The following is a 12,506-nucleotide window of genomic DNA, read 5'->3' as shown; positions in this document are numbered from 1 at the left end:
TTCCCACCATGCTCATTCTGGCGGCCATCGTCTTCGCCCTCATTGGCCTTGCGCTCGGCGGCGGCGGAGCCAAGCTCCTGATGCTTGGCGGCAGTCCCTATTATCTCATCGCCGGCATCGGCTTCCTGCTGACGGCCATCCTTCTCTTCATGCGCAAGGCCGCCGCCATCTGGCTTTATACGCTCGTCATCCTTGGCTCGCTCACCTGGGCCGTCTGGGAAGTCGGTTTCGACTGGTGGCAACTGGGCCCTCGTGGCGGCATCATCGTGCTGCTCGGCCTGTGGCTGATGCTACCGGCGGTCCGGCGTCCGCTCGGATTTGAGAGCCCGACAGGAGAACGGTATGCCGCCAGTGCCTGGCCGCTGGCGCTTGCCGTGCTCGTGTCGATCGGCATTGCCGGCTACTCGATGACCCAGGATCCGCACGACATCCGCGGCGATCTGCCGAGCGACGTGGTCGCCGCCAATCCGCCTCTCGGCGGCAACGTACCATCAGGAGAATGGCATCAATACGGGCGCACGCCATTCGGTCAGCGTTATGCGCCGCTCGATCAGATCACGCCCGAAAATGTCGCCAATCTCAAGGTCGCCTGGCAATATCAGACGGGCGACATCAAACGCCCCGAAGACGTGGGCGAGACCACCTATCAGGTGACGCCGATCAAGGTGAAGGACACGCTCTTTGCCTGCACGCCGCACAACTGGGCGATCGCGCTTGACGCGGCGACCGGCGAAGAGAAGTGGAAATATGACAGCAACTCCGGCATGAACCCTGACCGGCAGCACCAGACCTGCCGCGGCGTCACCTATTGGGCCGACCCGGCGGCAACCGCCGGCAGCGTCTGCGCCGAGCGGGTCTATCTGCCGACATCCGATGCCCGCCTGATCGCGCTCGATGCGGCAACCGGCGCCGTCTGCACCGGCTTTGCCGACAACGGTGTGCTGCACCTCGAAAAGGGCATGAAATACAATCCGGCCGGTTATTACTACTCGACCTCGCCGCCGGTTGCGGTTGCCGGAAAGCTGATCATTGGCGGCGCCGTCAACGACAACTATTCCACCCAGGAGCAATCCGGCGTCATCCGCGCCTTCGACATCAACACCGGCGCGCTCATTTGGAACTGGGACAGCGGCAATCCCGATGTAGCGACGCCGCTTGCCGAGGGCCAGACCTACAGCACCAACTCGCCCAACAGCTGGTCGGTATTCAGCTACGACGAGGGCCTTGGCCTCGTCTATATTCCCATGGGCAACCAGGTGCCGGACCAGCTCGGCATGGGGCGCAGCGAGCACGTGGAGAAATATTCCTCCTCCATCGTCGCGCTCGATATCAACTCCGGTGCTGTGCGTTGGGTGCAACAGACGGTGCACCACGACCTCTGGGACATGGACGTGCCCGCACAACCGGCACTGCTCGACGTCACCAAGGAGGATGGCACGGTCGTGCCGGCACTCGTCGGTCCGACGAAGCAGGGCGACATCTATGTGCTCGATCGACGGAGCGGCGAGCCGATCATCCCGATTGCGGAAGTCGCGGCACCCAAGGGCGCAATCCCGGAAGATTTTACCGCACCGACCCAGCCGGTCTCCGGCCTGACCTTCATGCCCGCCCCGCTGCAAGAGCGGAACATGTGGGGCGTGACGATGTTCGATCAGCTCGCCTGCCGCATATCGTTCCGCTCGTTGAAATACGAGGGTCGCTATACGCCGCCGTCGCTTGAGGGAACGCTCGTCTATCCCGGCAACTTCGGCACGTTCAACTGGGGCTCGGTCGCGGTCGACCCGGAGCGACAGGTGATGTTCGGCATGCCGACCTACCTCGCCTTCACCTCTCGTCTCGTTCCGCGCGATCAGATCCCGCCGAAGGGCCAGGACGAAAAGGGATCCGAGCAAGGCCTCAACCGCAACGACGGCGCGCCCTATGGCGTCTTCATGGGCCCGTTCCTCGGCCCGCTAAAAATCCCCTGCCAGGCGCCGCCATGGGGCTATGTTGCCGGTGCCGACCTCAGGACCGGCAAGATCGCCTACAAACACAAGAACGGCACCGTCGAGGACATGACGCCTTTGCCGCTGCCCTTCAAAGTCGGCGTTCCCGGCATCGGCGGACCGATGATCACCAAGGGCGGCGTCGCCTTCCTTGGGGCGGCAGTCGACGATTATCTGCGCGCCTATGACGTGACGACCGGCGAACAGCTCTGGGAGGCGCGCCTTCCGGCCGGCGGCCAGTCGACGCCGATGAGCTACACGGTCGGCGACAAGCAATATGTGGTGATCGTCGCCGGCGGCCACGGCTCGGTCGGCACAAAGCCCGGAGACTACGTCATCGCCTATACCCTACCCTAAAACGCGAAAAGGCATCCCTAATTCTCGCTAATGGGTTGCATCGGCAAGCCCCGCGCAAGCCACCAGAAGCAGCCTCCCCCGGACAGCAGATTCCGGGGGCTTCCCATGAAGATCGATAGCAGCATCTCCAACTATTATTTCTCGCAGCGCCGTGCCCAATCGGGAACGGTCATGCCGCTCGAAGAAACTGGCGGCGGTGACACGCGCCCGCGGCTCTCGCCGACCATTGCGCCGGCATCCACGTCGGCCTCGCTATCGAACGCCTTCTGGATCAGCGCATCCCGGGAAGAAGAGGCCAAGCCTTCGATCGGAAGCGGCGAACAGACCGCCTCCGGCGATTCAGTCAGCGACGAATTCCTGAAACGCGCCAAGATGAGCCTGGCGGAACAGATCCGTGCACAGATCCTGGAAGCGCATGGCATCACCGAAGACGAGCTGAAGGCGATGGATCCGGAGCAGCGCGAAGCGATCGAGGAGGAAATCCGCAAGGCGGTCGAACGCGCGATGGGCATCGACCAGCAGCGCGACGATACCGCATCCGATATCGCCGACGGAAGCGCCGCATGAATCGCCTGCAAGCTTCAACGCGACGACATTTCTGGGGCTTCATGCCCGGAATGCTGTAGATCGCCTTGACTATAACAATGCTGGACGTCGCAGCGGCCAGGTTATCAGATTGAAGACAGCTGAAGACGCCATGACCAGTGCTCACCTGACGATCGGCGGTTAGACCATCTCCGCCGCCATCCGGCCGACATCGGCAAAGACGGTGTTCAGCTCAGCCAGCGGCGCCGTCGCCTCAGCGATGTAGACCGCGATCAGGAGCGGTCCCCTACCCTCGGGCCAAACGATGGCGATGTCAGACGCGGCGCCGTTGCCGTTGGTTCCCGTCTTGTCGCCGACCTTCCAGGCCTTCGGCAGGCCGGCGCGGATGCGCAGGTCGCCAGTGGTATTGGCGACCATCCACTCGATCAACAGCTTGCGCGACGCTTCCGCCAGCACGGGGCCGAAAGCAAGATTGCCGAGCGTCTCCAGCATTGCGGCAGGCGTGGTCGTGTCGCGTGGGTCACCCACTTTCGCCTCGTTGAGTGCGGGCTCGTTCCGGTCGAGGCGCGTGGTCTCATCGCCGATCGTGCGCAACCAGGCGGTCAGCGCCGGCGGACCGCCGAAATTTTCCAGCAAAAGGTTTGCCGCCGCGTTGTCGCTTGTCGTCAACGTCGCGGCACAGAGTTCGGCGATCGTCATGCCCTCGCCGCCGACATGCTTCTCGGTTACCGGCGAATGGGCGACGATATCCTTCTGCGCAACGACGATACGGCGATCAAGCTTTTCGGCGCCCTGATCCGCACGGGCGAGCGCGAATCCCGCCGCCAGCGTCTTGAAGCTCGAGCACATGGCGAAACGCTCGCTCTCGCGGCGGCCGAACGACACGTTGGTTTCCATATCGAGAACGGAAACGCCAAGCCGTCCGCCCGTGCGCTTTTCGAGTTCGGCAAGGCGTGTATCGACATCGCCGCCGGTGGCGGCTTTTGCGGCCGGGCCGAGGGCGATTGCCGGATAGATCAGCGCGGAGCCGACGAGCAATTGGCGGCGATTGATGAGCAGCGGCACGTGTTCCTCCGTCGTGCGCCACGCATATATGCCGACGCTCTAACTAACTGTTGCAAAACATGCATTCGGATCGACGCTGGGCCGAATCGAGTGCCGTGCAGATCGCTAGGCGGTGATTGTGGCGTCCTTGTGCCACCTTTTTTCGAATGAGAGGATGACGGCCCGAATGTCTCGATTCGACGGTTGCGGCTCAACAGAGCGGACTGGTATGAAGTCGCAACAAAACAGGGATACTGATCCGTGCGCCTGATCCGTTAGCGACGCTCACCGGCAAGAAAGAACCACCGACGCCAAGGCCGCCTCGCGGCACCGTTTGGCGTGGGCATTTTTTTAAGGCCGATGAGAGCGCCAACCATTGAGCCATCGTTCTCCGGCCGTTTGCAGGATCATATCCATGACAACGACCAGTTCATCCCTGCCTGAAACCGGTAGCCTGCGCGCCGGTCCGTTCGAGCTCGGCTATCGCATCGAGGGCAGCGGCATGCCGCTGCTCGTCATTGGCAGCGCCGCCTACTATCCCAGTACCTTCTCGAAGCAACTGCGCCAGCGGACAAAGCTCCATTTCATCGATCACCGCGGCTTCGCGCCGGCGCATGCGTCCTACACGCGCGATGATATCGGCTTCGACGTGGTCCTCGACGATATCGAGTGGATGCGCCGGCATCTCGGTCTCGATCGCTTCGCCGTCCTCGGGCACTCCGGCCACGGCTACATGGCGCTCGAATACGCCAAACGCCATCCCCAGAATATCAGCCACGTGATCATGGTCGGCACCGGACCGAGCCATTCCGCCGCGCATACGGCGCTTGCCGATCGCCGGTGGGAGGAGCTGGTCGCGCCGGAGCGCAAGGCGATCTTCGAGCGCGAGATGGCCGAACTTGGCACCGATATCGCCGCCCGACCGGAGGAGCGGTTCAAGTCGCTGCTCATCCGTCTTGGCGCCAAGAGCTGGCATCTACCCGCCTTCGACGCGGCACCGCTATGGCGTGATGTCACCGTCAACAATCCCGTCTTCGACCATCTCTGGGGCGAAGTGTTTCGCGACATCGATATTCGGGACGGGCTCGACCGGCTTGCGATGCCGGTGCTCTTGGCACTCGGGCAATGCGATTATCTCGTTGCGCCGGCCGAGACCTGGGACGCCTATCGCCGGGACTTTCCGGATCTGACGGTCCGCATGTTCGAAAAAAGCGGCCACACACCGCAGCTTGAGGAAAGCGATCTCTTCGACGAGACGCTGCTTGCCCTTCTCGCACGCTAACCGGCATCGCCAAGGGAAAGGCCCGATCGGGCCTTTCCTCCCAGCCCCACATTGACCGTCGCCGGAAAGCGATTATCTAATGCTCCAGAAGCTATAGGTTTGGAGCATGGACATGTATTCGATCGGCGATCTCTCCCGCCGCACGGGCGTAAAAATTCCGACAATCCGCTACTACGAGCAGATGGGGTTGATTGCGGCCCCGGAACGCTCCGAAGGCAACCAGCGGCGCTACGAGAAACGCGAACTCGAACGTCTCGCCTTCGTCCGCCATGCACGCGATCTGGGGCTTTCGATCGAATCGATCCGCGATCTGCTGGCCTTGAGCCAGCATCCGGAGCGCCCCTGCGGCGAAGCAGACCGTATCGCCAGGGAACACCTGATCACCGTGCGGGAGAAAATCGCCCAGTTGCAGAAACTGGAACGCGAGCTCGAGCGCATCGTCGCCTGCAACGGCGACCACACGATCGGCGATTGCTACGTCATCCGTGCGCTTGCAGACCATTCCATGTGCGACAGCGACCATTGAGCGCCGGCGCGAGGCTGCAGACTTGGGCCGACTTCGAACGGAGTCGCGACCCGTCTCCAACTCAGTGCAAAAATCCCCGTTGACAAAAGCGCGGAAACGGACAATCTACGCACATGATCAAGAACGCACCCATCTGCCGCGCGTATTTTTGGCTGTTCCCATAGGAGCGGCCTGCTGATCAATTTCAACAAGGCCGCCATCAGGCGGCTTTTGTTTTTCACGGCACCTGATGGCTAGAGAACCATGAGGAGCCGACAATGCTACAGACCGCCATCCCCTCTCTCCATCCTCTGCCATCGACGCGGCCGCCGATGGTGACGATCCGTTGCGCCAAACAGCGCGACCTTCCCGAACTGCGCGAAATGATCGCGGAACTCGCCGCCCATCACGGCGACGCAGCCCCGATCACGCCGGAGCAGCTCGAGCGCGACCTCTTCGGTCGCACGCCCTGGATCACCGCGCTTGTCGCGGAGGCCGGCAACCGACTGATCGGCTACGCCATCCTCGTGCCGATCTACCGGGCTGCGGAAGGCGCGCGCGGCATGGAGCTGCATCATCTCTTCGTGCGCTCCGACAATCGCGGCACCGGCATCGGCCGCCACCTCGTCGCCAAGGCGCGCGAACAGGCGAAGATGGCCGGCTGCGATTACCTGTCGGTCAGCGCCGCCACGGGTAATTTCAAGGCCCATCACTTCTACGAATCCGAGCGCTTCGTACCTCGCCCGGTAACGGGCATGCGCTATATGCAGAAACTTGGCTGAGGATGAGGCGATGCGGCTTGCAATCGTGCTTCATGAAGGGTTTGCGGATTGGGAATGCGCGTTGTTGATGGCGACGGCGCGCGCTCACCTCGGCGTCGATATCGACGTCGCCACCCTGGACGGCGCGGCAGTCACGTCGATGGGCGGGCTCGACGTCTCCGCGCATCTGTCGATCGACGCGCTCGACCCCGCGGGCTTCGATGGCCTGGTGATCTGCGGCGGCGCGATCTGGGGAACCGCCGACGCCCCCGACCTCTCCACCACGATCCGCTCCTTCCATCGGCAGGAACGGCTGGTCGCCGCCATCTGCGGCGGCGTCGATGCGCTGGCGTCGAGCGGAATTCTCGACGCCACGGATCACACCGGAAACAGCGCGGACAGCCTTGCGTCACTCCGCGGCTATCACGGACACGGCTCCTATCGCGATCAGCCGCAGGCTCTCAGCCACAACCGTGTGGTCACGGCTGCCGGCACGGCGCCGGTCACCTTTGCGGTCGAGATCTTTCGCGCGCTCGGTCTCGGCTCGCCCGAACTCGACGGCTATGCAGCGCTTTATGGCCGGGAACATGCGGCAGCAACGACAGCCGCATGAGCAAGTTAAAGCGCATCACGATCTCTACAGCGCCGCGCGTCTTATTAGACGCGCAAAGGTCGCTGTAGCACTTTGAATGGCTGCATGTTTTAATCCTTAAATCGAATAGGATTTAAGGAAACATGCAGTAGGATTCGCTTGCCGCGCTTCAAAATCTTTGTCTTTTGCGCCTGTCGGCATCGCAAAACCGCTGAACACTTTTGCGCGACATGCTTCGGCGATCACAACCAGGTCGATATCTGCTCAAGCGGCTTCTTCACCTTGCCGGCCACCGGCACGGTCGCGTCGGGCGCGGGGTAACCGACCACCAGGATCAGAAACGGCTTTTCGCTGTCCGGCCGTCCGCAGATTTCGTTGAGAAAATTCATCGGCGCCGGCGTATGGGTCAGTGTCGCGAGCCCGGCATGGTGCAGCGCCGCGATCAGAATGCCGGTGGCAATGCCGACGCTTTCGTTGATGTAGTAGTTCTTCTTCGTGTCGCCCGGATTGGGGCCACCACGCTTCTGCGAGAAGATGGCAATCAGGTAGGGCGCCGTCTCCAGAAACGGCTTGTCCTCATCGGTGCCAAGCGGCGCCAGCGCGTCGAGCCACTCCTGCGGGGCCTTCTGCTGATAGAAGACGCGCTCCTCCTCTTCGGCGGCTTCACGCACCTTCGCCTTGATGCCAGGGCTTTCGATGACCGCGAAATGCCAGGGCTGGTGGTTCGCGCCGCTCGGGGCGGTGCCGGCTGCCAGCAGACAGGTCTCGATCACCGCGCTCGGCACCGGCCTTTCGCTGAAGGAGCGCGTGGTGCGGCGGCGGTTGATGTCCTCGTAGAATTCAGCCGCACGCGCTGCCATCTCCTCGGGGCTGCGCTCGATCCATTGGTCGTAGGGCACGGTTTCATGAGCACGCATGGCAAGTCTTCTCCTACAGCGGCGCGCGTCTTATCAGACGCGCCAAGGTCGCTTCAGCACTTTGAATGGCTGCATGTTTTATCCTTAAATCGAATAGGATTTAAGGAAACATGCAGTAGTTCCAGGAGACGTTAGAGCGTGCCGACCACCCGGAATCAAGCGGCCCGGACTACGCTTCAGAGTGCGGGAACGGCCTTGAGATAGGCGGCAATCGCCTCGCGGTCGGCAGCGGTCAACTTCGCCATATTCTTCTGGACTTCGACCATGGAGCCACCAACGGAATCGAATTCCGGCGTGAAACCGGTTTCGAGATAGGAGGCGATGTCGGAGGCGCTCCAGCCGCCGATGCTCTTCGAGCCCGGCGTGATGTCGGGGATGCGTCCCTTACCTTCCGGGTTCGGCGCGCCAGCCAGCCACTGGGCCGGCTCGAAGCCACCAAGCGCGTTTCGTGGCGTATGGCACTCGCCACAATGACCCGGCCCTTCGACCAGATATTGGCCGCGCGTCAGCTTCGGATCGGCGGCATCGATGGTCACGCGTGGGGTGTCGGTGAGGAACAGCAGCTTCCAGCCGCCGAGCGCCAACCGCATATTATAGGGGAACGGCAGCTCGTGGTCCGGCGCAACGTCGCTCGCCTTCGGCAGCGTCTTGATGTAGCCCCAGAGGTCGTTGACATCCTTCGGCGTCATCCTGATGTAGGAGGCGTAGGGGAAGGACGGATAGAGATGTTCGCCGTTTCGACCGACGCCCCGCGTCATGGCGTTGCCGAATTCCGCAAGCGTCCATCCGCCGATACCGGCCGCTTCGTCAGGCGAGATATTCGGCGCGTGGAAGGTGCCAAATGGGCTTTTTAGCGGCGGCCCGCCGGCAAGAACCAGCCGGGCGTCACCCTCGCTGCCGCGCTTTGCATGGCAGCTGACGCAGCCGCCGGCCCAGAAAATCTGCTCGCCATTGGTCAGATCTGGCTCTCCGAGACCCTCCCAATGAGCCGCCGCCCAGGGCGCGGGCTTGGTCAGCCACCAAAAGGCCGCACCGCCGACAAGGCCCAGAATCACGAGACCCGAGACCAGCTTTCTAATCCGTCGGCCCATCAGGCTTCCTTTCAACTGCATCCCCAACCCGCTACAGCGCCGCGCGTCTTATCAGACGCGCCAAGGCCGCTGTAGCACTTTGAATTGCTGCATGTTTTTATCCTTGAATCGGATACGTTTTAAGGAAACATGCAGTAGGTTCGCTCACACTCAAAACTGCGTGACAAGCCACAACCTTACTGCGGCAACAGCGCGATGATGCGCCGAAACAGTCGGCGCATCGTCTGAGAATTTCGGGGAGAACGACCTACCGTCAGTCCTTCTTCAGGCGATAGGTCTCATGACAGCTGCCGCAATCCTTGCCGAGCATGCCGAGTGCCGCACCGACGCCAGCCTGATCGGCCGGAAGCTGGGCGAGCACGGCGTCGGTGTCAGAACCAAGCTTGGCCGCCTTGGCTTTGAAATCGTCCATGTTCTCCCAGATCTTCGGGCTTGCTTCCGTCTCCAAACCGGTTTCGGAACCGGCCGGGAAATGGTCCGGGAAGACCTTGACCGTCTCGGAGATGGTCGTCAGCGACGCCTTGACGATCTCAGCGTCATAAGGCTTTTCGCCCTTGGCGATACCACCGAGCGCACCAGCAGCCTGACCAACCTTCTTCATCAGGGCCTGACGAACCGCCTGCGGTTCGTCAGCCGCGGTCACGGCGGTAACGCCAAGCCCAGCGAGGGCGGCCGCAAGCATTAGAGCGCGTATCTTCATCGTGATCTCCCGGTCATTCGAATCCGCATCTGCGGCCTTCGTGTTGAATGCGCCGGCATGATGTCATTTTAGCCTTTCGACGGAAGTAACATTTTTTTGATGTCCTTGTCACAACAGCATAATTTGACGCGGCCGCGCGATTCTTGATCGTCTCGACCGCGTCGTTCCAATAACATGACTACAGCAGTCATGTTTGTACGTGACGGCTCTACCGTCCGCCGGCCCAGCCCTGCCAGACGGTGAAAGCTGCGACCAGCACCAGAACAACGCCGGCGATACGGCCGATCAGAACCGTCGCACCGGGGCTGCCGACGAGAAAGTCGCGGCCGCGACCGGCGGCGAGCGCCAAGCCGCCATAGACGGCAAGCTGGGTGGTGGCGATCATCAACGCCATGACCGCCGCCTGCGACCATACCGGCCCGAATTGGGGTTTGAGAAACTGCGGATAGACCGCCAGCATGAAGAGATAGGCCTTCGGGTTCATCAGGCTGGTGAGTGCGCCCTGACGAAAGCTCGCCCAGCGCGACAGCCGCGCGGCGCCGTCGATACCGCCGATGGTGATGGAACTGCGGATGAGGGAATAGCCGATCCAGGCGATATAGGCGGCACCGCCGATGAGCAGCACGTTGAACAGTTGCGGCACCAGATGAAGGATGACGCTGACCCCGAGCGCCGCGTAGAGGGTGTGAAGGACACCGCCCGCCATGATACCGGCCGTCGCCGACAGGCCGGAGGCTCGCCCCCCGGTCAGCGAATTCGCCAGCACGAAGATCATATCCATGCCCGGCACGATGATGATGCCGAAGAGAAGGGTGAAGAAAAGCCAGAGATTTTCCGTATAGCTCATGTCAGTTGTCCGAGGTCCGTTCGATCGTTGCCTGAGCGGATTGCTTATTTTTCAATCCGTTGCCCAATGTTATAAGCGTCGCCAACTGACAGGGTCTTGTCAGGAGCGTTTTGGAACAGCGGAGTTTTTTCGATGCGCAAGGCCTCGCGCCTGTTCGAGATTATCCAGATCCTGCGGCTGGCCCGAAAGCCGGTGACCGCCGCTGAAATGGCCGAGACGCTGGAGGTGACGCCGCGCTCGATCTATCGCGATATCGCCGCCCTACAGGCCATGCGCGTGCCGATCGAAGGTGGTCGCGGCATCGGTTATATCCTGCGCCCCGGCTTCGACCTGCCGCCGCTGATGTTCTCGATCGAGGAAACCGAGGCGATCGTACTGGCGCTGGCGCTGCTGGCGCGCACCGGAGACGAGGAGCTGAGGGCGGCAGCCGGCCGCGTCAATCAGAAGATCACAGGTGCTGTGCCAGAACCGCTGCGGCTTGCGCTTCGCTCACAGGCGCTGCATGCCTGGGGAACGGTGGCACCCTCACCTACCGGCGTCGATCTGGCACTGGTGCGTCGCGCGATCCGCGACGAACGCAAGCTCGGCATCGACTATCGCGACGAACTCGGCCGCGCCACCGAGCGGACGATCCGGCCGGTCGCGTTGATCTACTATTCCGAAACCGCCAATATCGTCGCCTGGTGCGAGCTGCGTCAGGCGATCCGCAACTTCCGCGCCGATCGGGTCGAACATTGCGAAGCGACCGACGACTTCTTTCCAGGCGAAGGCGAAGGCCTGCGGGACCTCTGGATCAGCGGCTGGCGGCCACAACCAGGCGGGGCATGATCGTCTCCAACTGCAGGGTTCGATCCGTTTCGCGGCCGTAGCCGCGGATTGCCATTCTGTCCGCATGGATCTCGACGATCGCATAGGCTGTCGTATCCGGCGTCTCGACCATGCCCTTGATATTGACGAAATGAGTGCCGTCGGCGAGGCCGTAATTGCCGTCGTGGTTGTGACCGCAGAAATAGGCGCCGACGTTTTTGAAACGACCGAAGAGATCGACGATGCGCTGGCTGTCCCACATGTTGTGGGCGTTCGGCGGATAGACCGGGTAGTGGCCCATGACGACCACCTGCTCGCCGGCAGCCTCCGCCTTGCGCAGCGTCTCCTCCAGCCAGGCGAACTGCACGTCGCCGAGCGCGGCATTCCAGGGATGGGCGTTATCGGCCCCTTGCGATTTCAGCGTCTCGATCCACGTCTCGGCTGCGGTTCGCCGCGGGTCGCCGGGTGGCGGGGCGAAAAGGCTGACCTCGTTTCCGTCGATCAACACGAACCGCCAGTCGGCCATCGCAAATGTCTGATAGGGCGAGGGCATGCCGACCCGGCCGAAAACCTGCCCGAGCTTCTCCGGATCGACGCCGAAATCATGATTGCCGAGCAGAAAATGCTTGGGATGACGAAGCTTGTCGTAGAGCGGCAGGATCGCATCGAAGCTCTGCCAGCCTCGATCGATGATATCACCGAGCGTCACCACGAAGGCGAGGTCTTCGGCGTTGAAGGTCTCGATCGCTTCGGCGAGCTTCGTCAGGCTGTTGGCATAATAGCGGCCGAGGACGAGGTTCGGTTCCACAGCGGCATATTGCGGGTCGGCGATGACGCCGAAGCGGAGGAGAGGTGATGTGTCTGCGTGCATGGTGCTTCTCCCTACAGCGCTGCGCGTCCTATTAGATGCGCAAAGGTTGCTGTAGCACTTTGAATTGCTGCATGTTTTTATCCTTAAATCGAAGACGATTTAAGGAAACATGCAGTAGCGCCGGGCGATGACACGTTGGTGACGGCCGAGCATCCCGCCTCCACCGGTCACCCCCAAACGAAAAGACCCGGCGCAAGCGCC

At 62.1% G+C, this 12,506-nt stretch carries 13 protein-coding genes; 7 read left to right on the top strand and 6 right to left on the bottom strand.

Going from position 1 to position 12,506, the window contains the following annotated elements; translation table 11 throughout:
* The first annotated feature begins 8 nt into the window (after positions 1-8).
* A complete protein-coding gene (locus C6558_RS04905; protein ID WP_025426290.1) occupies positions 9-2,342 on the top strand; it encodes a glucose/quinate/shikimate family membrane-bound PQQ-dependent dehydrogenase in 2,334 nt (777 codons plus the stop codon).
* Positions 2,343-2,447: 105 nt separating this feature from the next.
* Positions 2,448-2,909, top strand: coding sequence for a hypothetical protein (locus C6558_RS04900; protein ID WP_025426289.1), 462 nt, complete (start codon positions 2,448-2,450; stop codon positions 2,907-2,909).
* Positions 2,910-3,068: 159 nt separating this feature from the next.
* Here C6558_RS04900 and bla read toward each other — a convergent pair whose 3' ends face one another.
* A complete protein-coding gene (gene bla, locus C6558_RS04895; protein ID WP_025426288.1) occupies positions 3,069-3,953 on the bottom strand; it encodes a class A beta-lactamase in 885 nt (294 codons plus the stop codon).
* 394 nt (positions 3,954-4,347) lie between these two features.
* Between bla and C6558_RS04890 the strand changes: the two genes are divergently transcribed.
* The 4 genes from C6558_RS04890 (at position 4,348) to C6558_RS04875 (ending at position 7,093) form a co-directional block, all read left to right on the top strand.
* Complete coding sequence (locus C6558_RS04890; RefSeq protein ID WP_025426287.1) at positions 4,348-5,214, top strand: alpha/beta fold hydrolase; 867 nt, start codon at positions 4,348-4,350, stop codon at positions 5,212-5,214.
* Between the two features lie 112 nt (positions 5,215-5,326).
* Positions 5,327-5,740, top strand: a complete 414-nt coding sequence (locus tag C6558_RS04885) for a helix-turn-helix domain-containing protein (RefSeq protein WP_025426286.1) — start codon at positions 5,327-5,329, stop codon at positions 5,738-5,740.
* Positions 5,741-5,997: 257 nt separating this feature from the next.
* The gene (locus C6558_RS04880; RefSeq protein ID WP_025426285.1) at positions 5,998-6,501 is read left to right on the top strand and encodes a GNAT family N-acetyltransferase; all 504 of its coding nucleotides are present in this window, start codon (positions 5,998-6,000) and stop codon (positions 6,499-6,501) included.
* A 10-nt stretch (positions 6,502-6,511) separates the two neighbouring features.
* Complete coding sequence (locus C6558_RS04875; protein ID WP_025426284.1) at positions 6,512-7,093, top strand: DJ-1/PfpI family protein; 582 nt, start codon at positions 6,512-6,514, stop codon at positions 7,091-7,093.
* A gap of 221 nt (positions 7,094-7,314) precedes the next feature.
* On the opposite strand, the gene C6558_RS04870 is transcribed toward C6558_RS04875, so the two are convergent.
* From C6558_RS04870 to C6558_RS04850, 4 genes are all read right to left on the bottom strand, one after another.
* Entirely contained in the window at positions 7,315-7,989 is a 675-nt protein-coding gene (locus C6558_RS04870) for a nitroreductase family protein (RefSeq protein WP_025426283.1), read from the bottom strand.
* 176 nt (positions 7,990-8,165) lie between these two features.
* Positions 8,166-9,080, bottom strand: a complete 915-nt coding sequence (locus C6558_RS04865) for a cytochrome c (protein WP_025426282.1) — start codon at positions 9,078-9,080, stop codon at positions 8,166-8,168.
* A 253-nt stretch (positions 9,081-9,333) separates the two neighbouring features.
* A complete protein-coding gene (locus C6558_RS04855; RefSeq protein ID WP_025426281.1) occupies positions 9,334-9,780 on the bottom strand; it encodes a cytochrome c in 447 nt (148 codons plus the stop codon).
* Positions 9,781-9,988: 208 nt separating this feature from the next.
* Positions 9,989-10,627 (bottom strand): LysE family translocator, encoded by a 639-nt coding sequence (locus tag C6558_RS04850; protein ID WP_025426280.1) that lies wholly within the window; start codon positions 10,625-10,627, stop codon positions 9,989-9,991.
* A 132-nt stretch (positions 10,628-10,759) separates the two neighbouring features.
* On the opposite strand from C6558_RS04850, the gene C6558_RS04845 reads away from it, so the two are divergent.
* On the top strand, positions 10,760-11,455 hold the full coding sequence (locus tag C6558_RS04845; RefSeq protein ID WP_025426279.1) for a YafY family protein: 696 nt from the start codon (positions 10,760-10,762) through the stop codon (positions 11,453-11,455).
* On the opposite strand, the gene C6558_RS04840 is transcribed toward C6558_RS04845, so the two are convergent.
* Positions 11,421-12,305 (bottom strand): metallophosphoesterase, encoded by an 885-nt coding sequence (locus tag C6558_RS04840; protein ID WP_025426278.1) that lies wholly within the window; start codon positions 12,303-12,305, stop codon positions 11,421-11,423. The two genes, C6558_RS04845 and C6558_RS04840, sit on opposite strands and share 35 nt — an antisense overlap.
* Positions 12,306-12,506 lie beyond the last annotated feature (201 nt).

Origin of the sequence: Ensifer sp. NM-2, assembly GCF_003024455.1 — a bacterium.
GTDB classification, from domain to species: Bacteria; Pseudomonadota; Alphaproteobacteria; order Rhizobiales; family Rhizobiaceae; genus Ensifer; species Ensifer canadensis.
The sequence above is the reverse complement of the archived record's forward strand: the minus strand, read 5'-3'. Positions and strand labels throughout refer to the sequence as shown.